Source organism: Cupriavidus sp. PB-02, assembly GCF_058252315.1.
Genome location: NZ_CM177694.1, coordinates 182615 through 204339 on the forward strand (window position 1 = coordinate 182615; position 21725 = coordinate 204339).

Annotated in this window: 22 protein-coding genes and 2 riboswitches; of the genes, 16 read left to right on the top strand and 6 right to left on the bottom strand. The window is 67.9% G+C overall.

Going from position 1 to position 21725, the window contains the following annotated elements; translation table 11 throughout:
• Positions 1–8 precede the first annotated feature (8 nt).
• Complete coding sequence (locus AC10V3_RS00905; RefSeq protein WP_022533286.1) at positions 9–902, bottom strand: lipid A biosynthesis lauroyl acyltransferase; 894 nt, start codon at positions 900–902, stop codon at positions 9–11.
• Positions 899–1801, bottom strand: a complete 903-nt coding sequence (locus tag AC10V3_RS00910; protein ID WP_022533287.1) for a lysophospholipid acyltransferase family protein — start codon at positions 1799–1801, stop codon at positions 899–901. Before AC10V3_RS00910 ends, AC10V3_RS00905 begins: the two co-directional genes overlap by 4 nt.
• A gap of 322 nt (positions 1802–2123) precedes the next feature.
• On the opposite strand from AC10V3_RS00910, the gene metK reads away from it, so the two are divergent.
• Both metK and kdoO read left to right on the top strand, forming a co-directional pair.
• Positions 2124–3287 (top strand): methionine adenosyltransferase, encoded by a 1164-nt coding sequence (metK, locus tag AC10V3_RS00915; protein WP_454751491.1) that lies wholly within the window; start codon positions 2124–2126, stop codon positions 3285–3287.
• Positions 3288–3481: 194 nt separating this feature from the next.
• Positions 3482–4426 carry a Kdo hydroxylase KdoO gene (kdoO, locus tag AC10V3_RS00920; protein ID WP_022533289.1) on the top strand — a complete coding sequence of 315 codons (945 nt, stop codon included), beginning with the start codon at positions 3482–3484 and terminating at the stop codon, positions 4424–4426.
• Positions 4427–4447: 21 nt separating this feature from the next.
• Here kdoO and AC10V3_RS00925 read toward each other — a convergent pair whose 3' ends face one another.
• A complete protein-coding gene (locus tag AC10V3_RS00925; RefSeq protein WP_490922965.1) occupies positions 4448–5821 on the bottom strand; it encodes a coniferyl aldehyde dehydrogenase in 1374 nt (457 codons plus the stop codon).
• A gap of 383 nt (positions 5822–6204) precedes the next feature.
• On the opposite strand from AC10V3_RS00925, the gene AC10V3_RS00930 reads away from it, so the two are divergent.
• Entirely contained in the window at positions 6205–7884 is a 1680-nt protein-coding gene (locus AC10V3_RS00930) for a GMC family oxidoreductase (RefSeq protein WP_022533291.1), read from the top strand.
• 16 nt (positions 7885–7900) lie between these two features.
• Here AC10V3_RS00930 and AC10V3_RS00935 read toward each other — a convergent pair whose 3' ends face one another.
• The gene (locus AC10V3_RS00935; protein ID WP_454752554.1) at positions 7901–9562 is read right to left on the bottom strand and encodes an acyl-CoA dehydrogenase family protein; all 1662 of its coding nucleotides are present in this window, start codon (positions 9560–9562) and stop codon (positions 7901–7903) included.
• Positions 9563–9759: 197 nt separating this feature from the next.
• Positions 9760–9861, top strand: a riboswitch (TPP riboswitch).
• Positions 9862–9959: 98 nt separating this feature from the next.
• Here AC10V3_RS00935 and thiC point away from each other — a divergent pair.
• The 9 genes from thiC (at position 9960) to AC10V3_RS00980 (ending at position 16970) form a co-directional block, all read left to right on the top strand.
• The gene (gene thiC, locus AC10V3_RS00940; protein WP_022533293.1) at positions 9960–11840 is read left to right on the top strand and encodes a phosphomethylpyrimidine synthase ThiC; all 1881 of its coding nucleotides are present in this window, start codon (positions 9960–9962) and stop codon (positions 11838–11840) included.
• A gap of 137 nt (positions 11841–11977) precedes the next feature.
• The gene (locus AC10V3_RS00945) at positions 11978–13168 is read left to right on the top strand and encodes an FAD-dependent oxidoreductase (RefSeq protein ID WP_022533294.1); all 1191 of its coding nucleotides are present in this window, start codon (positions 11978–11980) and stop codon (positions 13166–13168) included.
• 12 nt (positions 13169–13180) lie between these two features.
• Positions 13181–13378, top strand: a complete 198-nt coding sequence (gene thiS, locus AC10V3_RS00950; RefSeq protein WP_041681209.1) for a sulfur carrier protein ThiS — start codon at positions 13181–13183, stop codon at positions 13376–13378.
• A 3-nt stretch (positions 13379–13381) separates the two neighbouring features.
• A complete protein-coding gene (locus AC10V3_RS00955) occupies positions 13382–14215 on the top strand; it encodes a thiazole synthase (RefSeq protein ID WP_022533296.1) in 834 nt (277 codons plus the stop codon).
• A complete protein-coding gene (locus AC10V3_RS00960) occupies positions 14212–15348 on the top strand; it encodes a thiamine phosphate synthase (protein ID WP_022533297.1) in 1137 nt (378 codons plus the stop codon). The genes AC10V3_RS00955 and AC10V3_RS00960 overlap by 4 nt, the downstream gene beginning before the upstream one ends.
• A gap of 13 nt (positions 15349–15361) precedes the next feature.
• Positions 15362–15880: a GNAT family N-acetyltransferase gene (locus tag AC10V3_RS00965; protein WP_022533298.1), complete on the top strand. Its 519-nt coding sequence runs from the start codon at positions 15362–15364 to the stop codon at positions 15878–15880.
• A 55-nt stretch (positions 15881–15935) separates the two neighbouring features.
• Complete coding sequence (gene relB, locus AC10V3_RS00970; protein ID WP_041680920.1) at positions 15936–16160, top strand: type II toxin-antitoxin system RelB family antitoxin; 225 nt, start codon at positions 15936–15938, stop codon at positions 16158–16160.
• Positions 16144–16413: a type II toxin-antitoxin system RelE family toxin gene (locus tag AC10V3_RS00975; protein WP_022533300.1), complete on the top strand. Its 270-nt coding sequence runs from the start codon at positions 16144–16146 to the stop codon at positions 16411–16413. Before relB ends, AC10V3_RS00975 begins: the two co-directional genes overlap by 17 nt.
• A 104-nt stretch (positions 16414–16517) precedes the next feature.
• Positions 16518–16970 (top strand): PaaI family thioesterase, encoded by a 453-nt coding sequence (locus AC10V3_RS00980; RefSeq protein WP_041680921.1) that lies wholly within the window; start codon positions 16518–16520, stop codon positions 16968–16970.
• 22 nt (positions 16971–16992) lie between these two features.
• Here AC10V3_RS00980 and AC10V3_RS00985 read toward each other — a convergent pair whose 3' ends face one another.
• Both AC10V3_RS00985 and thiD read right to left on the bottom strand, forming a co-directional pair.
• Positions 16993–17427: a PGDYG domain-containing protein gene (locus tag AC10V3_RS00985; RefSeq protein WP_022533302.1), complete on the bottom strand. Its 435-nt coding sequence runs from the start codon at positions 17425–17427 to the stop codon at positions 16993–16995.
• Positions 17428–17434: 7 nt separating this feature from the next.
• Positions 17435–18271 carry a bifunctional hydroxymethylpyrimidine kinase/phosphomethylpyrimidine kinase gene (gene thiD, locus AC10V3_RS00990; RefSeq protein WP_051369669.1) on the bottom strand — a complete coding sequence of 279 codons (837 nt, stop codon included), beginning with the start codon at positions 18269–18271 and terminating at the stop codon, positions 17435–17437.
• An 82-nt stretch (positions 18272–18353) separates the two neighbouring features.
• Positions 18354–18470: riboswitch (S-adenosyl-L-homocysteine riboswitch) on the top strand.
• A 121-nt stretch (positions 18471–18591) separates the two neighbouring features.
• Between thiD and ahcY the strand changes: the two genes are divergently transcribed.
• The 4 genes from ahcY (at position 18592) to AC10V3_RS01010 (ending at position 21695) form a co-directional block, all read left to right on the top strand.
• On the top strand, positions 18592–20010 hold the full coding sequence (ahcY, locus tag AC10V3_RS00995) for an adenosylhomocysteinase (protein ID WP_022533304.1): 1419 nt from the start codon (positions 18592–18594) through the stop codon (positions 20008–20010).
• Positions 20011–20090: 80 nt separating this feature from the next.
• Positions 20091–20441 carry a phage holin family protein gene (locus tag AC10V3_RS01000; RefSeq protein WP_022533305.1) on the top strand — a complete coding sequence of 117 codons (351 nt, stop codon included), beginning with the start codon at positions 20091–20093 and terminating at the stop codon, positions 20439–20441.
• Positions 20442–20493: 52 nt separating this feature from the next.
• Complete coding sequence (gene metF / locus AC10V3_RS01005) at positions 20494–21324, top strand: methylenetetrahydrofolate reductase [NAD(P)H] (protein ID WP_022533306.1); 831 nt, start codon at positions 20494–20496, stop codon at positions 21322–21324.
• Positions 21325–21332: 8 nt separating this feature from the next.
• On the top strand, positions 21333–21695 hold the full coding sequence (locus AC10V3_RS01010) for a TfoX/Sxy family protein (protein WP_022533307.1): 363 nt from the start codon (positions 21333–21335) through the stop codon (positions 21693–21695).
• Positions 21696–21725 lie beyond the last annotated feature (30 nt).

Below are 21725 nucleotides of genomic sequence, written 5' to 3' on the forward strand. Positions count from 1 at the left end.
CGGCGCGCTCAGTAGATCTCGGGCTCGCCCGGCAGGCGGTGCTTGAAGCGCTTGTGCACCCAGTAGTACTCGGGCACGCGCGGGCGGATGCAGTCCTCGAAGAAGGTGTTCATGCGGCGCGTGTCGTCGGTGACGCTTTCGCCGGGGTAGTCTTGCCAGGCCGGCAGGATGCGCAGCACGTAGCCCTGGTAGTCGGGCAGCATCTCGGTATAGATCGGCACCACCCTGGCCCCGGTCAGCCGTGCCAGCCGCGACACCGAGGTCAGCGTCAGCGCCTGCACGCCGAAGAACGGCACGAACTCCGAATCGCGCTCGCCGAAGTCCATGTCGGCGATCAGTTGCAGCGCCTCGCCCTTCTTCAGGCAGCGCAGGATGTCGCGCGCGCTGTCATTGCGCGCAATCATGTTGGCGCCGAAGCGCCCGCGCGCGTGCTTCAGGAAGCCGTCGAACAGGGCGTTCTTCTGCTTGGTATAGAGCGATGCGCCGGAGCGCCCCACGTGCTCGCGCAGGTGGATGGTCAGCCGTATCGCGCCGGCCTCCACGCCCGACAGGTGTAGCGTCACCAGGATATGGGGAGTGCCGTCCAGCGCCACCAGGTCGGCCTGGTCGTCGATCTGCACCCAGCGGCGCATCTGCGCCTCGTTGCCGGTCCAGAAGATGCCGCGCTCGGCAAAGCTGCGGAACAGGATGCGAAAGCCTTCGCGCGACAGCGCGTCGATCTCGGCCTCGGTCTTGTCCGGGAAGCACAGGCGCAGGTTGGCCTGCACCACGCGCCGGCGGCTGCTCGGGACCACGTACAGCAGGCTGCCCAGCGCTTCGCCAAAGCGGGCAACGAGTGGATATGGCAGTTTGCCCAGCACCGTCAGCAGGCCGATGCCGAGCCAGGTGAACACGCGGCTCATGAAAGGGATGGATCAGTGGTCGTCTTGGTCGCGGTGCTGGTGGTGGGGTCAGGCGGCAGTTCGGCCCCGGCCGGATGCTTGTAGCGGTTGTAGCCCCACAGGTACTGCGTGGGCGCCATGGCCACCAGTTGCTCGATATTGCGGTTGATCACGGCGGCGGCCTGGGTCGGATCCTCGGGCAGCAGGCCGCCGTCGTTGAGCACGCGGAAATGGCCGCGGTAGCCGGCGCCGCGCGGCAGCCGCTCGGCGAACACCGCCACCACCGGCGCCTGGGTCAGCTGTTGCATCCGGTGCACCAGCGCCATGGTGTAGGCCGGCTTGCCGAAGAATGGCGCCCAGTGACCCTCGCCGCCGGTCGGCACCTGGTCGGGCAGGATGCCCACCGCCTGGCCGCGCTTGAGGGCCTTGACCAGCATGCGCACCCCGCGCGGCGTGGCCGGCGCCATATGCAGGTTCGGGCGGGTGCGCATCTTTTCGATCCAGTCGCGCAGCCAGGGCTGGTGCGGCGGCTTGAACAACGCGGTGACCGGGCGCAGCAATGCGTGGGACTGCGGCAGCACTTCAAAGCAGCCCAGGTGCGGCGTCAGGATGATGAGGCCTTTGCCGCGCGCTTGCAGCGCCTCCAAGGCCGGCCACATGTCGTCGTCAAAGCCGTACAGCTTCGCGCCGATCTTGCGGCGACTCCAGAAGTAGGGCATCTCGACGATCATGCGCCCCGCCGAGCGGGCGGCTTCGTCGATCATCGCGTCGGTGGCGTCCGGAAACGCCAGGCGGAAGTTTTCTCTGAGGCGCTGGCGGTAGCGGCCGGGCAGGCGCCCCGCCAGAAGCCCGAGTGCGCCGCCCACGGCTTGCAGCAGGCGTAGGGGAAGGCGGGAGATCAGCCAGAAAAGAAAGGTCATCAGGCGCGAAAAGGAAGCCTGTGCCAGGTCTGCGCCGGGGAACAGACGGGAAACAGGCGATTTTTTCGATTGCGGTGTTCAGTTCCGCGCGCAGCGTGCCGTCATCGGGAGACCAGCACGGGGGCCAGCGGCGAAGTGTTGCTTTGGTCCCGTTGGTGCGCTGCAAGAGCCCGGCAGGCGCGTATAATAGCGTGTATCGCCGAGTTAACTGACAACTTGCGGGGCGATGCGGCTCTAACCGGGCTGCTTGAAATACCGCTAAAGCGTCGCCGCCATGGACCGAACGGGCTGGCACGCAATAGCCAACCTGGAGAATAAGTTCGTGGCAAACGACTTCCTTTTTACTTCGGAATCCGTCTCCGAAGGCCATCCCGATAAGGTCGCCGACCAGATTTCCGACGCCGTCCTCGACGCCATCCTGGCGCAGGACAAGTATGCGCGTGTGGCGGCCGAGACGCTTTGCAACACCGGTCTGGTGGTGCTGGCGGGGGAAATCACCACGACCGCCAACGTCGACTACATCCAGATCGCGCGCGACACGATCAAGCGCATCGGCTACGACAATACCGAGTACGGGATCGACTACAAGGGCTGCGCAGTGCTGGTCGCCTATGACAAGCAATCGCCCGACATCGCCCAGGGCGTTGACCGCGCCTCCGATGACTACCTGAACCAGGGTGCCGGCGACCAGGGCCTGATGTTCGGCTACGCCTGCGACGAGACCCCGGAACTGATGCCGTTCCCGATCTACTACGCCCACCGCCTGGTCGAGCGCCAGTCGCTGCTGCGCCGCGACGGCCGCCTGCCCTGGCTGCGCCCGGACGCCAAGTCGCAGGTCACGGTGCGCTATGTCGACGGCAAGCCGCACAGCGTGGATACCGTGGTGCTGTCGACCCAGCATGCGCCGGACATCACCCAGGCCCAGATCCGTGAAGCGGTGATCGAGGAGATCATCAAGGCGGTGCTGCCGGCCGAGATGCTGAAGGAAACCAAGTACCTGGTGAACCCGACCGGGCGCTTCGTCATCGGCGGCCCGCAGGGCGATTGCGGCCTGACCGGCCGCAAGATCATCGTCGATACCTACGGCGGCGCTTCGCCGCACGGCGGTGGCGCGTTCTCGGGCAAGGACCCGTCCAAGGTCGACCGCTCGGCCGCCTATGCCGCGCGCTACGTGGCCAAGAACGTGGTGGCCTCGGGCCTGGCGCGCCAGTGCCAGGTGCAGGTCAGCTACGCCATCGGCGTGGCCCGCCCGATCAACGTGACGGTCTACACCGAAGGCACCGGCAAGATCCCCGACGCCAAGATCGCCGAGCTGGTGCAGGAACACTTCGACCTGCGCCCGAAGGGCATCGTGCAGATGCTGGACCTGCTGCGCCCGATCTACGAGAAGACCGCTGCCTACGGCCACTTCGGCCGCGAAGAGCCGGAATTCTCGTGGGAAGCCACCGACAAGGCGGCTGCCCTGCGCGCCGCGGCCGGTCTGTAAGCCGTACCCGCCTTCACTGCAAGCCCCGCCGGCCCGCCAGGGCCCGCGGGGTTTTTTCATGTGGGTTTGATCCCGGTCGGCTCCATGTGTGGCGCCGCCGCCACTGCGGGCCGCAGGGAGTAAAATCCAGCCATTCCCGACCCGCCGCCGCAGGCGGCCGATCCCCTTGCTGGTGACCGTTCCCAGAGGATGCCATGTCTGAAGCGCCTGTCCTTGCCACTGCCACATCGCCGAGCCGCCCGGCTGCCGCCGGCACGCTCAACCTGATCCGCCCGCAGCCTTACACCGACTGGGCGCCGCAGGTCACGGCCGAGGAGCGTGCCACGCTGCGCCGCGAGCTGGAGCAGGGCGCCGTGCTGTACTTCCCGAACCTGAATTTCCGCTTCGAGCCGGGCGAAGAGCGCTTTCTCGACAGCCGCTATTCCGACGGCAAGTCCAAGAACATCAACCTGCGCGCCGACGACACCGCGGTGCGCGGCGCCCAGGGCAGCCAGCAGGACCTGGCGGACCTGTACAAGCTGATTCGCCGCTACGCCGACAGCAGCGAGGCGCTGGTGAGTACGCTCTTCCCCGAGTACGTGCCGCACATGACGCGCGCCGGCACCTCGCTGCGCCCGAGCGAGATCGCCGGCCGCCCGGTCAGCTGGCGCAAGGACGACACCCGGCTGCACGTCGATTCCTTCCCGTCCAACCCGATGCTGGGCAAGCGCCTGCTGCGCGTATTCCACAACATCGACCCGGCCGCGCCGCGGGTGTGGCGCGTGGGCGAGCCGTTCGCCGACTTTGCGCAGAAGTTCGTGCCCAAGACGCACAGCTTGTGGCCGGGGCAGGCAGCGCTGATGAAGCTGCTGCATATCACCAAGCGCACGCGCTCGGAATACGACCACCGCATGCTGCAGCTGCATGACCTGGCCAAGGCCGACCTGGACTACCAGGCCAATGTGCCGCAGCAGGAATTCCACTTCCCGCCGGGCTCGACCTGGATCGTGTTCAGCGACCAGCTGCTGCACGCCGCCATGCGCGGGCGCGCGATGATGGAGCAGACCATCTACCTCGAACCGCAGGCGATCTCCGACCACACCCATTCGCCCGAGGCGGTGCTGTCGCGCATGCTCGGGCGTCCGATGCTGGTGTCCTGATCAGGCGTGATCAACGCCTGATCAACGCAGAAGCAGCTTCAGCATCGTCTCGAAGGTCTTGCCATAGGGCGGCTTGAGCAGGCCGGCGCCATTCAGCGCCGCCTGGTGGAACACCGGCTTCACCTTGGAAAAGGTGTCGAAGCCCGCCTGGCCGTGATAGGCCCCCATGCCGCTGGCGCCGACGCCGCCGAACGGCAGCCCGTCCTGGGCGATATGGAACAACGTGTCGTTGACGGTGACGCCGCCGGCAACGGTCTGGCGCATCACATGGCCGATCGCGCCGCGGTCGCGCTCGAACAGATAAAGCGCAAGCGGGCGCGGGCGCGCATTGATGTAGTCGACCGCTTCATCCAGCGTGCGGTACGTCACCACCGGCAGCACCGGCCCGAAGATCTCCTCGCGCATCGCCGTCACGCCCTCGGGCGCATCCAGCAGCAGCACCGGCGGCAGGCGGCGCGCCTGCGCGTCGGGTTGCGCGTCCGAGAGCGGCACCACGATCGCGCCCTGCGCCGCCGCTTCGTCAACCAGCCCTGCCAGCCGCGCAAAGTGGCGCGGGCTGATGATGCTGGTGTAGTCCGGGTTGCACGCCAGGTCGGGATAGAGCCGGTTCACGCACTGCCGCGCGGCTTGCACCAGGCCATCGCGCAGGTCTTCCGGCACCAGCACATAGTCCGGCGCGATGCAGGTCTGGCCCGCGTTCATCAGCTTGCCCACCAGGATGCGCTCCACCGCACGCGCCAGGTCCGCGCCGGCGCCGACGATGGCCGGCGACTTGCCGCCCAGTTCCAGCGTCACCGGCGTCAGGTTGGCGGCCGCCGCGCGCATCACATGGTGGCCGACCGCGGTCGAGCCGGTGAACAGGAGGTGGTCGAAGGGCAGCGCGGTAAAGGCGCTGGCGACCTCGGCATCGCCGTTGACCACCACGATCTCGTCCGGCGCGAATTCCTGCTGTGCCAGTTGCGCAAACAGCGCCGCGAAGCGAGGTGTGTATTCCGACAGCTTCACCATGGCGCGGTTGCCCGCGGCCAGCGCGCCCGCCAGCGGCCCCACCGTCAGGTACAGCGGATAGTTCCAGGGCACCATGATGCCCACCACACCCAGCGGCTGCGGCACCAGGCGCGAGCGGCCCGGGCGGAACCAGAAGCCGGTGGCGGCGCGGCGCACGCGCATCCAGCGCTTGCCGTGGCGCAGTGCATCATCGATGGCGGCCACGCTCGGGAACACTTCCAGCAGCGCGGTTTCCTGCCGCGGCCGGTTGGTGAAGTCTTCATTGATCGCGGCGGCAATCGCGGCCTGGTTCGCGGTCACCAGGCGCCGCAGCCGTTGCAGGCGATCGGCGCGCAGGGTCCAGGCCGGCAGCTGGTCACGCCGTGACGCGGCCGTGCATGGCGCCAAAGACGGACGACAGGTCGGGAACTTCTCGCATTGCTGCGCTCCTGGGCAATCGGTGTACGGGAAATGGAAACGGATCGCGGCAGCCGGCCAGGCAGACGCTCGCGCCTTTGGCTGCGCAATTGGATCCGATCCGCGTGCGCCCGCGCAAGATAAGGTAGCGCGCCAGCGGTGGCAATGGAAGTTTGCCACCGGACGGACGATTCAAACGGCCGTCTGCATCGCGCCGCGGGTCATCCCTACTGTCCTTCTCCACCCCTGCGGCCAGCGTCTACACTGAATCTCACGGCTTGCCATCCGCTGGACGGACAGGGCGCGCGCGGCCGGTCAGTCCGGCCCCGCCCGGCTCACGCATGCGCGCCGCCTGCGGACTCGCGGGGAGACAGATGGAAACCACCTATGACTTCGTCATCGTCGGCGCGGGCTCGGCGGGCTGTGCGCTGGCCGGACGGCTCGCCGACAGCGGCGACGACACCATTGCCCTCCTCGAGGCCGGGCACCACGATCACCATGTGCTGGTACGAACACCCGCCGCGGCAGCCGCGATGCTGCCGCGCGCCGGCGCGCGCAATTATGGGTACCAGACCGTGCCGCAGCCCGGCCTGAACGGCCGCCGCGGCTACCAGCCGCGCGGGCGCGGGCTGGGCGGCTCGTCGTCGATCAACGCCATGATCTACACGCGCGGCCGGCCCGCCGACTATGACGCGTGGGCCGACGCCGGCTGCGACGGCTGGTCATGGGACGACGTGCTGCCGTACTTCCGCCGGGCCGAATGCAACCAGCGCCTGGCCGGCAGCGACGACGACCCGCTGCACGGCGGCAACGGCCCGCTGCACGTTTCCGACCTGCGCAGCCCCAACCCCTTCGGCGAACGCTTTATCGAAGCCGCGCAGCAGGCTGGCTTCCCGCGCAACGACGACTTCAACGGCGAAGAGCAAGAAGGCGTGGGCTGGTACCAGGTCACGCAGCACGCGGGCGAGCGCTGGAACGCGGCGCGCGCCTACCTGCACGGCGGCAACGTGCGCGACAAGGCCTGCAACGGCGGTCGCGCGCGGCTGCATGTGCTGACCGGCACGCAGGCACTGCGTATCGTGTTCGAAGGCCGCCATGCGGCCGGCGTGCTGGTCGCGCGCGACGGTCGCCAGCACCTGCTGCGCGCGCGCCGCGACGTGATCGTCTGCGCCGGCACGTTCGGCTCTCCGCAATTGCTGATGGTGTCGGGCGTCGGCCCCGCGGCGCAGCTGCGCGAACTCGGCATCGGCGTCGTGCACGACCTGCCCGGCGTGGGCACCAACCTGCAGGACCATCTCGACGTCATCCTGCACAAGCGCGTGGCGGCGCCCGAACTGTTCGGCGTGTCGTTCGGCGGGCTGGCGCGGCTGTTCTCGGAAATCCTGCGCTACCGGCGCGAGCGCACCGGCATGCTGTCGAGCAACTTCGCCGAGGCGGGCGGCTTTTTGCGCAGCCGCCCGGACCTGCCCGAGCCCGATTTGCAGCTGCATTTCGTGGTCGGCATGGCCGACGACCACATGCGCAAGCTCAACAGCGGCCACGGCTATTCCTGTCACGTCTGCGTGCTGCGCCCGCGCAGCCGCGGCGAGGTGCGCCTGGCATCGGGCGATATCCGGCGCGCGCCATTGATCGACCCGCGCTACCTGAGCGATGTGCGCGACCTGGACGACATGGTGGCCGGCGTGCGCATCGTGCGCAGGATCTTCGCGCAGCCGCAGCTGGCGTGCTTCGGCGGACGCGAACTGTATTCCGCCCACCTGCGTGCCGATGGCAGCGACGACGCCGACGTGCGCGAGATGATCCGCGAGCATGCCGATACCATCTACCACCCGGTGGGTACCTGCCGCATGGGCATGGACGCGATGGCGGTGGTCGATCCGCAGCTGCGCGTGCGCGGCGTGGAGGGTTTGCGCGTGGTCGACGCCTCGATCATGCCGACGCTGATCGGCGGCAATACCAATGCGCCGGCGATCATGATCGGTGAGCGCGCGCACGACTTGATCCGCTACGCGCCGCGGGTGATGTTGCGGGTACTGGAGTCGATGGAGGCGTGAATACCCGCGTGCAGCGCTAACCTTCGAAGCCGCGCGAGAACACTCGCTTAAGCGTATCGGCGTCGCTGTCGAGCGTGCCGAACACGCGCCCATGCTGCCGCCCCAGCCGGCTGGCGACAAACAGCTCAGCGTTCTCCGTATCGGCATGCGCCAGCATCAGCGCCGCCTGCGCGGTCAGCACCAGGCCCTGCGCAAAGCGGCGCGCATGCGTTTCGAGATGCTCCGGCGCCTCGCGCAGCATTGCCTGCAGCGAGGCCAGCTCCGCGCGCACTGCGGGATGGCCGCCGGCGCGGCGCGACAGGTCGTGCAGCAGCCGCGCCGCATCGTCGGGATTGCGCTGAATCGCGCGCATCACGTCCAGGCACATGATGTTTCCCGAGCCTTCCCAGATCGAATTGACCGGCGCCTCGCGATAGAGCCGCGCCATCGGGCCTTCCTCGACATAACCGTTGCCGCCCCACACCTCCATCGCTTCGCCGGTGGCTTCGAGGGTGCGCTTGCACACCCAGAACTTGGCCGCGGGCGTGACCACGCGCTTCCACGCGGCGGCGAGCGGATCGTCGTCGGCGTGCTCGAAGGCGTGGCCCAGTTCCATCATCATCAGCGTGGCTGCTTCCGCTTCCAGCGCCAGATCGGCCAGCACATTGCGCATCAGCGGCTGGTCGGCCAGCAGGCGCCCGAAGGCGCTGCGGTGGCGCGTGTGGTGCAACGCCTGCACGAAGGCCGCGCGCAGGATCGCGGCGCTGCCGATCACGCAGTCTAGCCGCGTGCTGGTGGCCATTTCGATAATGGTCGGGATGCCGCGGCCTTCCTCGCCGATCAGGATGCCGGTGGCGTCGCGGAATTCGACCTCGCTGCTCGCGTTGGAGCGATTGCCCAGCTTGTCCTTCAGGCGCTGGATCAGGATCGGGTTCTTGCTGCCGTCATCGCGAAAGCGCGGCACGAAGAAGCACGACAGCGGCCCGTCTTCGGCGCCCATGCGCGCGACCACCAGGTGCGCATCGCACATCGGCGCGGAGAAGAACCACTTGTGGCCGGTCAGCGCATATTCCGCGCCGCGGCCCTCGCCGCCCACCGGGCGCGCCACGGTGGTATTGGCGCGCACGTCGGACCCGCCCTGTTTCTCAGTCATGCCCATGCCGATCATGATCGCCGTCTTGTCGCGCCAGGGCAGGTCGCGCGCATCGTGTTCGGCCGAATACAGCCGCGGCTCCAGTTCGGCAAACAGCGCGGTTTCCTTGCGCAGCACGGGGATGCTCGCCAGGGTCATGGTGGGCGGGCACAGCGAGCCTGATTCCACCTGCGCCTGCAGGAAGTAGCCTGCCGTGCGCGCCGCCCACGCGCCCGCGCGCGGCTGCGCGAAGGGCAGCGACTGCAACTGCTGGCTGCGCAGCAGCGACAGCAGCGCATGCCAGCTCGGGTGGAAGCTCACCACGTCGATGCGCTCGCCCGTGCGGCTGTGCGTATGCAGCTCGGGCGTGTAGCGGTTGGCGTCCGCCGCCCATTGCTGGACCTCCGGCTCGCCCAGGCGCGCGCCGAACTGGCCGAGCGCATCGGCGTGCCAGTCGCCGCCGAGCCGCGCCAGCGCACCGCGCAGGGCGGGATCGGTGGCGAACAGGTTGTAGTGCACGAGATCGGGCACCTGGTTGAACACGCGGTGGGTGGCAGCTTCGGTCATGGCGGCATGGAAGATGGACACGGTCTTACTGCATGGTAGAGCACGTAACAAGCGTTTGAGTGCCGGGGGATGCCCTTGGCTGCGGCGCAAGCCGCATGACGCGTTGCAGCATGGCGCATTGGATACGTTGGCGCACGTCAGTTGCGACCGAATTAGGGGTGGCGCCTGCCGGGGGCTTGTGCTTAAATTCACCCCGTTGGATGAAACAGGGGTGCCGTACGGATGGGCCGTGCGGCTGAGAGAGTCCCTTCGAACCCGATCCGGTTAGTACCGGCGTGGGAAGTTTCACAAGACCAAGTCTCTTGTCCCTCCGGGACTCGCTACACCGGCCCCAGGCCGAGGCAGCGCTCACAGGGCTCCTGGTTTCGTCCACCCCGCAAGAGAGAGGACGACACCCATGGCCCGTACTGCCCCCGCAGCTTCCTTCGAATCGCTCGAAAGCGACCTCGACCAGAAATTCGCCTACCCGGCTTCCAGCAAGACCTACCTGACGGGCAGCCGCCCCGATATCCGCGTGCCGCTGCGCACCATCCTGCAGACCTCCACGCGCACCGACAAGGGCGAGATGCAGAATCCGCCGATCCCGGTGTACGACACCTCGGGTCCGTACAGCGATCCGGACGTGCACATCGACCTGAAGGCCGGCCTGCCTGCGCTGCGCGCCAAGTGGATCGACGAGCGCGGCGACACCGAAGTGCTGCCGGGCCTGTCGTCGGAATACGGCCGCGACCGTGCCAACGATCCCGCCACCGCGCACCTGCGCTTTGCCCAGCTGACCAACCCGCGCCGCGCCAAGGCCGGCGCCAACGTGTCGCAGATGCACTATGCGCGCAAGGGCATCATCACGCCGGAAATGGAGTATGTGGCGCTGCGCGAGTCGCTGAACCTGCAGGCGCTGTACGACAAGCCCGAATACAAGGCGCTGCTGCGCCAGCACCCCGGCAACGCGCTGGGCGCCGGCCTGCCGCTGCGTCCGGAAGACATCACGCCGGAATTCGTGCGCCAGGAAATCGCCTCGGGCCGCGCCATCATTCCGGCCAACATCAACCACACCGAACTGGAGCCGATGGCGATCGGGCGCAATTTCCGCGTCAAGATCAACGGCAACCTGGGCAACTCGGCGGTGACCTCGTCGCTGGCCGAGGAAGTGGAAAAGATGGTGTGGTCGATCCGCTGGGGCGCCGACACCATCATGGACCTGTCCACCGGCAAGCACATCCACGAAACGCGTGAATGGATCCTGCGCAATTCGCCGGTGCCCATCGGCACGGTGCCAATCTACCAGGCGCTGGACAAGACCGGCGGCATCGCCGAGGACCTGACCTGGGAAATGTTCCGCGACACGCTGATCGAGCAGGCGGAGCAGGGCGTGGACTACTTCACCATCCACGCCGGCGTGCTGCTGCGCTATGTGCCGATGACCGCCGACCGCGTCACGGGCATCGTCTCGCGTGGCGGTTCGATCATGGCCAAGTGGTGCCTGGCGCACCACAAGGAAAACTTCCTGTACACGCACTTCGACGAGATCTGCGAGATCATGAAGGCCTATGACGTGTCGTTCAGCCTCGGCGACGGCCTGCGTCCGGGTTGCATCGCCGACTCGAACGACGATGCCCAGTTCGGCGAACTGCGCACGCTCGGCGAGCTGACCGCCAAGGCCTGGAAGCACGACGTGCAGGTGATGATCGAAGGCCCGGGCCATGTGCCGCTGCAGCGCATCCAGGCCAATATGGACGAAGAACTCAAGCATTGCTACGAGGCGCCGTTCTATACCCTGGGACCGCTGGTGACGGACATCGCCCCCGGCTACGACCACATCACCAGCGGCATCGGCGCGGCCAATATCGGCTGGATGGGCACCGCCATGCTGTGCTACGTCACGCCCAAGGAGCATCTGGGCCTGCCGGACAAGGAAGACGTGCGCGAAGGCATCATCACCTACAAGATCGCGGCCCACGCTGCCGACCTTGCCAAGGGCTGGCCCGGCGCGCAACTGCGCGACAACGCGCTGTCCAAGGCACGCTTCGAGTTCCGCTGGGAAGACCAGTTCAACCTGGGCCTCGATCCGGAACGCGCGCGCTCGTACCACGACGCAACGCTGCCGGCCGAGGGCGCCAAGATCGCCCACTTCTGCTCGATGTGCGGGCCGAAGTTCTGCTCGATGAAGATCACGCAGGAAGTGCGCGACTACGCGGCCTCGCTGCCCAAGGAAGCGAAGCAGGGCATGGAAGAGAAGTCGATCGAGTTCCTGAAGAAAGGCAGCAAGATCTACTCGTAAGGCAGTGACAGGCAGTACGGGCATGGCTTCGCACCCATGCCCGCTCGTGTTTCGCCGCCGCGCAGCGCCTCGCGCGGCGGCACCGACAACAAGGAGGCCGGCGCGGCCGCACGCCCCGTCCGGCACAAACACCCCTCATGACAGCAGTGCAGTCGTTTGACGTCGCCATCCTCGGGGCCGGTCTAGCCGGCCGCCTGGCCGCCTGGCAACTGGTACGCAGCGGCGCCCGCGTGGCGCTGGTGGAGCGGGCCGGTCCGGACGGCGCGGGCTCGGCCGCCTATGTGGCAGCGGCCATGCTCGCGCCGCTGGCGGAGTCGGCCATTGCCGAGCGCCGCATCGTCGACCTGGGTATCGCCAGCGTCGACCTGTGGCGCGCGTGGCTGGCCGAGTTGCCGGAGCCGGTCTTCTTCCAGGAGGACGGCACGCTAGTGGTCTGGCATGCGCGCGACCGCGGCGAGATGTCGCTGTTCACCAGCCGCATGCGCGCGGTGGCGCCGCCGGAACTGGTGGCGCAGCGGCTACGCGTGCTGGATGGCAAGGGTGTGGGCGAGGTCGAGCCCGCGCTGGCGGGCCGTTTCCCGCAGGGCTTGCTGCTCGCGGGCGAAGGCCAGCTCGACAACCGCGGCGTGCTGCGCGCGCTGCTGTCGTGCGCGGTCAGCGAAGGCGTCCACTGCGTCTGGGAAGCCGGCGAAGTCGATGCCGCGACGCTGCCCACGCTCGGTATCCGTGCCGACGTGGTGCTGGATTGCCGCGGCCTGGGCGCGCGCTCGGCCTGGCCTGCGCAGCCGGGCGGCGACAAGCCGGGCCTGCGCGGCCTGCGTGGCGAAGTGGTGCGCGTGCATGCGCCCGACGTCAAGCTGCACCGGCCGGTGCGGCTGCTGCATCCGCGCTATCCGATCTATATCGCGCCCAAGCCCAACGACCTGTACGTGATCGGCGCCACCGAACTGGAAAGCGAGGACGAATCGCCGATGAGCGTGCGTTCCGCGCTGGAACTGCTGTCGGCGGCGCATTCGTTGCATCCCGCCTTTGGCGAGGCGCGCGTGCTGGAACTGAACGTGCAGCGGCGCCCGACACGGCCCGACCACCTGCCGGCGATCCGCGTCGACCAGCGTGCGCGCGTGGTGCGCGTCAACGGCCTGTACCGCCACGGCTTCCTGATCGCGCCGGCGGTGACCGAGGCCGCGTGCGCGGTGGTCGGTGCGCTGCTCAAGGGCGATCCCGCCGCGCATGCGGTGCCGGCGGCGCTGCGCTGGCCCGGCATGATCGAGGCGGTCACCGAAGCGCCCGCAGCCACCATGGTCGCGCCCGCCGGGCTGCTGCACTAACGCATGACTGACATGGAAATCCTGCTCAACGGCCGACCGCTCGCGCTTACCGAATCCGCCACGCTGGCGGACGCGGTGACCGCGGCGCAGATCGCGCCCCCCTTTGCCGCGGCGGTCAACGGCCAGTTCGTGCCGCGCGCCGCGCACGCCAACACCCCCCTTGCGGCCGGCGACCGCATCGACCTCGTGCAACCCGTAACGGGAGGCTGACCCATGACATTCGAACCTTCCGAAACCTTGCGCGACCCGTTCGTGCTGTATGGCGAGTCGTTCGGCTCGCGCCTGCTGCTGGGCACCGCGCGCTATCCGTCGCCGGCCACGCTTGAAGCGGCCGTGCAGGCGTCGACGCCCGCCATGATCACCGTCGCGCTGCGCCGCCAGGGCGCGGTCGGCAATGGCGAAGGCGGCCAGGCCTTCTGGCAGATGCTCAAGGCGCTCAACGTGCCGGTGCTGCCCAACACCGCCGGCTGCTTCACCGCGCAGGAGGTCATCGCCACCGCGATGATGGCGCGCGAGGTCTTCGAAACGCCGTGGATCAAGCTCGAGCTGATCGGCGACGACTACACGCTGCAGCCCGACACGCTGAACCTGCCCGCCGTGGCCGAGACCCTGATCAAGGAAGGCTTCAAGGTGCTGCCGTACTGCACCGAAGACCTGGTGCTGTGCCGCCGCCTGCTCGACGTTGGCTGCCAGGCGCTGATGCCCTGGGCCGCCCCGATCGGCACCGGCCGCGGCGCGGTCAACCCGCATGCTATGCGCGTGCTGCGTGAGCGGCTGCCGGACACGCCGCTGATCGTTGACGCCGGCCTGGGCCTGCCGTCGCATGCGGCGCAGGTGATGGAGTGGGGCTACGACGGCGTGCTGCTGAACACTGCCGTGGCGCAGGCCGCTTATCCGGTCAACATGGCGCGCGCCTTCGCGCAGGCCGTGGAAGCGGGTCGCACTGCTTATCTGGCCGGGCCGATGCCCGAGCGCGAGGTCGCGCAGGCCAGCACGCCGGTGGTCGGCATGCCGTTCTGGCATGCGGATACGGAGCAGCGGGCATGACGCGCCGCCCCGTGCATGCCGCCAGTGACGGCCCGCTGCGTGCGGCGGTGCTCGAACACTATGGCGAGACCTTCGGCGTCGACGACAAGCCCTGGCAGGCTTGGCGTCTGGAAGATGCCCCGGCGCAGCCGGGCGCGCATGACGTGCTGCTGTCCGACGGCGAAGCCACCGAGGACGTGATCGCACGCGTCGCCGCCAGCGGCGCCACGCTGCTCGAGACCGACCGCGAAGGCGGCCAGTGGATCGACACGGTGCGCTCGCCGATGGGCACATGGGTGTTCTCTGTCACCGCGGACACCGACCAGCCGCATTCGCCCGCGTTCGTCGCGGTGCTGCTGGCGAGCCTGTCGCTGCATTTCCCCGCGCATGACGCACTGTGCCTGGCGCGCGCCTGGGAGCCAGGCTCGGCCGATTGGCCGTCGGACTTTGCCCGCTTCCCGCACGTGCGGCATGCCGCGCTGGTGGCGCCGGAGCAAACGGCCGCCCCGTTCGTGCCGTGTCCCGCGCTGGGTCTGTACGTGGTGGTGCCGACTGCCGAGTGGATCGAGCGGCTGGCACCGCTGAACGTGCCGACGGTGCAGCTTCGCTTCAAGTCGGATGACTCCGCCGCAGTGCGCGCCGAGATCGCGCGCGCTGCCAAGGCCATGCGGGGGTCGACCTCGCGCCTGTTCATCAACGACCACTGGCAGGCCGCGATCGACTACCGCGCGGCCAACGGCGGCGACCAGAGCGGCATCTACGGCATCCACCTCGGCCAGGAAGACCTGGACGACGCCGACCTGGACGCGATCCGTGCCTCCGGCCTGCGGCTGGGCGTCTCCACCCACGGCTACGCCGAGATGCTGCGCGTGGCCGCGATCCGCCCGAGCTACCTGGCGCTGGGCGCGATCTTCCCGACCACTACCAAGGTGATGCCGACCCAGCCGCAAGGCATGGGCCGCTTCCGCGCCTATGTGAAGCTGATGCAGCCGGTGATCCCGTCGCTGGTCGGGATCGGCGGCGTCAACGCGACCAATATGCGCGAAGTGCTGGCGGTGGGCGTCGGCAGTGCGGCGGTGGTGCGCGCCGTGACCGAAGCCGACGACGTGCCGGCCGCGGTGGCTCACCTGGTCAGCTTGTTCCCGGCCGCCTGAGCGCCGCCCCGCGATGGCGCCGACCGCCGCCGCGCCCCGCATTCGCCTGGCGGTGGAAGACGACCTGCCGCGCCTGCCCGAGATCGAGCTGGCCGCGGCGGCGCTGTTCCCGGATGCCGACCTGCCGGCGCTGCTGCGGTTGGTCAGCACACCGGCTTCGGCACTTGCAGCCGCGCAGCGCGAACGCCGCCTGTGGGTGGCCGAGCGCGGCGGCGCACTGGCCGGCTTTGCGCTGGCCAGCAGCAAAGGCGAGTGCGGTTATCTCGATGAAATGGATGTCCACCCGGAGCACGGGCGCCGCGGCATCGGGCGCTCGCTGGTTGGGGCGGTGCAGGTCTGGGCGCGGGCGGGTGGCTTGCGCTCGCTGAACCTGACCACGTTTGCGCATTTGCCGTGGAATGCGCCGTTCTATGCATCGCTGGGGTTTCGCCAGTTGCGCGATGAGGAGCTTTGTCCGCTGCTGGCGTATGCACTGGCGGCGCAACGGGCGGCGGGATTGCGGCAGCGGGTGGCGATGCGGCAGGTATTCTGACGGCATGACCCCATCGTTGCTATACTTGTATAGCAATCACTTTGGAGGGGCTGCGATGCTCGCCATCCGACTACCCGAGGACATCGAAGAACGCCTGGAAGTCCTTGCCAAACGCACCGGCCGCACCAAGACGTTTTATGCGCGTGAGGCCATCATGCAGCACCTGGATGACCTTGAAGACCTGTATCTGGCAGACAAGGTTGCCGCGCGTGTTCGCTCCGGCGAGGAATCCACGGTAACGCTGGATGAGCTGGAGGCGCGGCTTGGCCTGGCGGATTGAAATCACGCAAACGGCAGAGAAACAACTTGCCAAACTGGACCGCCCGGTCGCCAGGCGTATTGTTACGTTCTTGCGCGAGCGGGTCGCGGCATCCGCCGACCCCCGCTCGCTTGGCGAAGCCCTGAAGGGCAGCGAGCTTGGCGAATACCGGAAATACCGGGTCGGCGACTGGCGCTTGATTTGCCAGATCGAAGACGCGCGCATCACTGTTGTCGTGCTGCGTCTTGGGAACCGCAGGAACGTGTATCGCTAGCGCCAAGATTTGTGCGACATTCGCCCAGCCGCCAAAACCGAGCGGCAGCCCGCCGCTATGATGGCAGGCAGCATTCCCCGCCCACCATCCCCGCCATCCCGACCATGTCCTCCCAGCCCTCCGCCGAAATCATCCCCGCCGCGCCCGGCACGCTCGAGAAGCCCTACTTCGGCATCGACGTCCCGCTGATGCGTTATTTCGGCCTGCAGCCGGAGCTTATCGAGGAGGGCTATTGCCGCACGCGGCTGCCGGCGCACCCGCAGCTGGTGAACAGCCGTGGCGATGTGCATGGCGGGACGCTGATGGCGACGCTGGACTTCACGCTGAGTGGTGCCGCGCGCTCACATGCGCCCACGGAAACCGGCGTGATCACCATCGACATGTCGACCCACTTCCTGGCCGCCGCGCGCGGCGAGCTGACGCTGGAGGCGCGCTGCCTGCGCCGTGGCGCACGCATCGCATTCTGCGAGGGGGAAGTGAAGGATGCGGCCGGCACCGTGGTGTGCGTGGCGCGGGCCGCGTTCAAGCTGGTGCCGCTGTCCAGCGGCGGCAACTGATCCCTTCCTGAAGGCCGGCCGCTCAGTCCTGCAGCGGCCGGTACACCTGTTCGAACCTTGCGCGCTCGGTGATGCCAAAGTCGCCGGGCGCGTATTGCATCAGCCAGTCGCCCGGCTTGCCATGGAGCACGTCGCCACCGGCACTACGTTCGATGCTGAAGGCATCGTGCATCTCGCGCGCCAGCACCGGGATCGGCTTGTTGCGGTAGGCGCCGTCCTGGCCGTGCGCGAGCGGCGGCACGGCTTCGTACTTGGGGTCGAAGCGGTCGCGCGACACGCACCAGCGATCGCCGGTGCGGCTGGTGATCAGCGCGTCGCCCGGCCGGTAGCGGTTGGGGCCTTCGCGGCTGATCAGCTCGCCGGCTTCGGAGGCGAACACCACGTCGACGACTTCATGCTTGAGGTAGAAGGCGGCTTCGGGATCGCTGCGCAGGTCGATATCGGTCAGCATCGTCATGTGGCCCTCAACCCAGCGCCCGCGGCGCGAAAGCGTGGTTCAGCGGACCGTTCCCGCTGCCCAGCCGCAGCCCGGCGCCGGCCGCGATAGCCTGCGCCACGTAGTCCAGCGCCTTGCCGGCCGCCACTTCCAGCGCATCGCCGCGCGCCAGCTGCGACGCGATCGCCGCCGCGAGCGTGCAGCCGGTGCCATGCAGGTTGCGGGTATCGATGCGTGGATGCGTGAACACGCGCACCGTGCCGTCCTTCAGCATCAACAAGTCGTCCAGCCCGCCGGCACCGCTGGCCGGGCCATCGTCTTCCAGATGGCCGCCCTTGAGCAGCACGGCGGGGCAGCCCATCGCGATCAGGTCGGCGGCAGCCTGCTCCATCTCGGCGCGGCGGGTGATCTTGCGGCCCAGCAGGTAGGAGGCCTCGGGCAGGTTGGGCGTGACCAGCAACGCGCGCGGGAACAGCAGCCGCACCATCGCCTGCGTGGTGGCGTCGTCCGACAGCGTCGCGCCCGAGGTCGAGATCATCACCGGATCCACCACCAGCTTGCGGATGCCATGCCGGTCCGCCGCCGCGGCCACGGCCTCGACGATGGCGGCGGTGCCGAGCATGCCGGTCTTGGCCGCGTCGACGCCGATATCGCTGGCCACCGCGTCGATCTGCGCGGCCACCATGTCGGCCGGAATGGCGTGCACGCCGGTCACGCCCAGCGTGTTCTGCGCGGTGATCGCGGTGATGGCGCTCATGCCGAAGCAGCCCAGCGCGGAAAAGGTCTTCAGGTCGGCCTGGATGCCGGCGCCGCCGCCGGAGTCGGAACCGGCGATGGTCAGGGTGCGGGGTGGCGTTGAGATCATCTGGGAAGGGAATCGGGGAGCCGGCGCAGGCGCGCAGGCAAATCGCCGGTGCGCAAGGCAGCCGGGCACGCTACAATACCGCCACTCCGAGGAGCGTTGCAACGGATGGGGCCAGGGCAGAGCACATTGCCCGGCCGGCGGGAAAGCCGCCCCATGCCATCCGCCAGGCTCGGACTGTCTTCAACGGCGCTCGCTGATCCGTGGTTTCGCACGGAGGCGAGTCGACCTATCCGCCCGCCATGCATGCTTTTTGTCATGCAATTGGCGCGGCCCATCTCCCGTACTCGTCACCTGCGTGCCACTCTTCACCGGAGTGAAACATGAACGCTGTGACCGACCTGAAGCAAGACTACATCGTCGCCGATATCGGCCTGGCCGCCTGGGGCCACAAGGAAATCGCCATTGCCGAGACCGAAATGCCCGGCCTGATGGCGATCCGCGATGAATTCGCCGCCGCGCAGCCGCTCAAGGGCGCACGCATCGCCGGCTCGCTGCACATGACGATCCAGACCGCGGTGCTGATCGATACGCTCAAGGCACTGGGCGCCGACGTGCGCTGGGCCTCGTGCAACATCTTCTCGACGCAGGACCACGCCGCTGCCGCCATCGCTGCCGGCGGTACGCCCGTGTTCGCTTTCAAGGGCGAATCGCTGAAGGAATACTGGGACTTCACCCACCGCATCTTCGACTGGTCTGACGGCGGCACGCCCAACATGATCCTCGACGACGGCGGCGACGCCACGCTGCTGTTGCACCTGGGGGCGCGCGCCGAGAAAGACGAGTCCGTCATCGCCAAGGCGACCAGCGAGGAAGAAACCTACCTGTTCGCCGCGATCAAGGAAAAGCTGGCCAAGGACCCGAGCTGGTACAGCCGCAACCTGGAAGCCATCCGCGGCGTGACCGAGGAAACCACCACCGGCGTGCACCGCCTGTACCAGATGGCGCAAAAGGGTGAACTCCGTTTTCCGGCGATCAACGTCAACGACTCGGTCACCAAGAGCAAGTTCGACAACCTGTACGGCTGCCGCGAGTCGCTGGTGGACGGCATCAAGCGCGCCACCGACGTGATGATCGCCGGCAAGGTTGCCATCGTGGCCGGCTACGGCGACGTGGGCAAGGGCAGCGCGCAGGCGCTGCGCGCGCTGTCGGCCCAGGTGTGGGTGACCGAGATCGACCCGATCTGCGCGCTGCAGGCCGCGATGGAAGGCTACCGCGTGGTGACCATGGACTACGCTGCCGAGCACGGCGATATCTTCGTCACCTGCACCGGCAACTACCACGTCATCACCCATGACCACATGGCCAAGATGAAGGACCAGGCCATCGTCTGCAATATCGGCCACTTCGACAACGAGATCGACATCGCCTCGATCGAGAAGTACGAGTGGGACGAGATCAAGCCGCAGGTCGACCACGTCAAGTTCCCGGACGGCAAGAAGCTGATCATCCTGGCCAAGGGCCGCCTCGTGAACCTGGGCTGCGCCACTGGCCACCCGTCGTACGTGATGAGCAGCTCGTTTGCCAACCAGACCATCGCCCAGATCGAACTCTGGCAGGAACGCGACAGCGGCAAATACCCGGTCGGCGTCTACACGCTGCCCAAGCACCTGGACGAGAAGGTGGCGCGCCTGCAGCTGCGCAAGCTGAACGCGCAGCTGACCGAGCTGACCGACCAGCAGGCCGCGTATATCGGCGTGAAGAAGGAAGGCCCGTACAAGGCGGATCACTACCGCTACTGATACGGTTCACCGTTCGCAGCTTGCCGGACTCCCCTCTCCCGCTTGTGGGAGAGGGGAGGAACCACCTTCAAGGAGCCGTCATGAGACTACTGGTCGTCTGGGTCATCAACGCCGTTGCGCTGTTCGTGCTGCCGTACATCATCTCGTCGATCCACATCAAGAGCTTCGGCTCGGCGATGCTGGCGGCGCTGGTGCTGGGCCTGGTCAACACGCTGATCCGTCCGATCCTGGTGATCCTGACGCTGCCGGTGACACTGCTGACGCTGGGGCTGTTTATCTTCGTCATCAACGCGCTGCTGTTCCTGTTTGTCGGCAACCTGCTCTCGGGCTTTACGGTCGGCGGCTTCTGGGCGGCCCTGCTGGGCTCCATCCTGTACAGCGTGATCTCGTGGCTGCTGTCCAGTCTGCTGCTGGGCGACCGCAACGACTGAAGCGGACCACGAATCCATACCGCGCGCCGCGCCAACGCGGCGCGCCACCATCATGCAAGACCGCTACTTCAGCTTTGAATTCTTCCCGCCCAAGACGGCGGAGGGCACGGAAAAACTGCGCAACACGCGTGCGCAGCTGGCCCCGCTCAAGCCCAAGTACATCTCGGTGACGTTCGGCGCCGGCGGCACCACGCAGCAAGGCACGCTCGACGCGGTGCTGGAAATCCAGCGCGAAGGCATCGAGGCCGCGCCGCACCTGTCGTGCGTGGGCTCGTCGCGCGACAGCATCCGCGAGATCCTGAAAAAATACCGCGAGGGCGGAATCCGCCACATCGTCGCGCTGCGCGGCGACATGCCCTCGGGCATGGGCGAGATCGGCGAGTTCCGCTACGCCAACGAACTGGTCGAGTTCATCCGCGCCGAGACCGGCGACTGGTTCAACATCGAAGTCGCGGCCTACCCCGAGTACCACCCGCAGGCCAAGTCCCCGCGCCACGACCTGGAGAACTTCGTGCGCAAGGTCAATGCCGGCGCCAACTCCGCCATCACGCAGTACTTCTACAACGCCGACGCGTACTTCCGCTTCGTCGACGATGTGCGTGCGATGGGCGTGGAGGTACCGATCGTGGCGGGCATCATGCCGATCACCAACTACTCGCAGCTGATGCGCTTCTCCGATATGTGCGGCGCCGAAGTGCCGCGCTGGGTGGCCAAGCGGCTGGAGAGCTTCGGCGACGACCGCGAATCGATCCGCGCCTTCGGCCTGGACGTGGTCACCGCCCTGTGCGAGCGGCTGCTGGCCGCGGGCGTGCCGGGGCTGCATTTCTACACGCTCAACGCGGCCGGTGCGACCAAGGCGATCTGGCAGCGGCTGAAGCTGTAAGGCGCAACATGGCCACGCGCCGCCCGGATCCCTTCATCGAACACCTGCTCGAACTGATGGGCCCGCTGGCGGCGCGCATCGGGCCTGTCACGGCGAAGCGGATGTTCGGCGGGCACGGGCTGTTCTATGACGGGCTGATGTTTGCACTGGTGTCGGATGGCACTTGCTACCTGAAGGCCGATGACGCGACGCTGGCGAAGTTCGAGGCCGAGGGCAGCGAGCCGTTCCGCTACCAGTCGGCGAAGCGCGTGGTCACCATGCGGCACTACCTGAGCCTGCCGCCCGCGGCGCTGGAATCGCCGGCGGCGATGACGCCGTGGGCGAAGCTGGCGGTGGAGGCGGCGCTGCGGTTGGGGAACCAGGCCGGCTGAGTCCGCGCACGCAGCGCGAAAACGGTGCCA

What these genes read in the sequence shown, in the direction of transcription:
- AC10V3_RS00905 (WP_022533286.1), bottom strand. Translation starts at nt 902, where the DNA reads ATGAGCCGCGTGTTCACCTGGCTCGGCATCGGCCTGCTGACGGTGCTG.
- AC10V3_RS00910 (WP_022533287.1), bottom strand. Translation starts at nt 1,801, where the DNA reads ATGACCTTTCTTTTCTGGCTGATCTCCCGCCTTCCCCTACGCCTGCTG.
- kdoO (WP_022533289.1), top strand. Translation starts at nt 3,482, where the DNA reads ATGTCTGAAGCGCCTGTCCTTGCCACTGCCACATCGCCGAGCCGCCCG.
- AC10V3_RS00930 (WP_022533291.1), top strand. Translation starts at nt 6,205, where the DNA reads ATGGAAACCACCTATGACTTCGTCATCGTCGGCGCGGGCTCGGCGGGC.
- AC10V3_RS00935 (WP_454752554.1), bottom strand. Translation starts at nt 9,562, where the DNA reads ATGACCGAAGCTGCCACCCACCGCGTGTTCAACCAGGTGCCCGATCTC.
- thiC (WP_022533293.1), top strand. Translation starts at nt 9,960, where the DNA reads ATGGCCCGTACTGCCCCCGCAGCTTCCTTCGAATCGCTCGAAAGCGAC.
- AC10V3_RS00945 (WP_022533294.1), top strand. Translation starts at nt 11,978, where the DNA reads ATGACAGCAGTGCAGTCGTTTGACGTCGCCATCCTCGGGGCCGGTCTA.
- thiS (WP_041681209.1), top strand. Translation starts at nt 13,181, where the DNA reads ATGGAAATCCTGCTCAACGGCCGACCGCTCGCGCTTACCGAATCCGCC.
- AC10V3_RS00955 (WP_022533296.1), top strand. Translation starts at nt 13,382, where the DNA reads ATGACATTCGAACCTTCCGAAACCTTGCGCGACCCGTTCGTGCTGTAT.
- AC10V3_RS00960 (WP_022533297.1), top strand. Translation starts at nt 14,212, where the DNA reads ATGACGCGCCGCCCCGTGCATGCCGCCAGTGACGGCCCGCTGCGTGCG.
- AC10V3_RS00965 (WP_022533298.1), top strand. Translation starts at nt 15,362, where the DNA reads ATGGCGCCGACCGCCGCCGCGCCCCGCATTCGCCTGGCGGTGGAAGAC.
- relB (WP_041680920.1), top strand. Translation starts at nt 15,936, where the DNA reads ATGCTCGCCATCCGACTACCCGAGGACATCGAAGAACGCCTGGAAGTC.
- AC10V3_RS00980 (WP_041680921.1), top strand. Translation starts at nt 16,518, where the DNA reads ATGTCCTCCCAGCCCTCCGCCGAAATCATCCCCGCCGCGCCCGGCACG.
- AC10V3_RS00985 (WP_022533302.1), bottom strand. Translation starts at nt 17,427, where the DNA reads ATGACGATGCTGACCGATATCGACCTGCGCAGCGATCCCGAAGCCGCC.
- thiD (WP_051369669.1), bottom strand. Translation starts at nt 18,271, where the DNA reads ATGATCTCAACGCCACCCCGCACCCTGACCATCGCCGGTTCCGACTCC.
- ahcY (WP_022533304.1), top strand. Translation starts at nt 18,592, where the DNA reads ATGAACGCTGTGACCGACCTGAAGCAAGACTACATCGTCGCCGATATC.
- AC10V3_RS01000 (WP_022533305.1), top strand. Translation starts at nt 20,091, where the DNA reads ATGAGACTACTGGTCGTCTGGGTCATCAACGCCGTTGCGCTGTTCGTG.
- metF (WP_022533306.1), top strand. Translation starts at nt 20,494, where the DNA reads ATGCAAGACCGCTACTTCAGCTTTGAATTCTTCCCGCCCAAGACGGCG.
- AC10V3_RS01010 (WP_022533307.1), top strand. Translation starts at nt 21,333, where the DNA reads ATGGCCACGCGCCGCCCGGATCCCTTCATCGAACACCTGCTCGAACTG.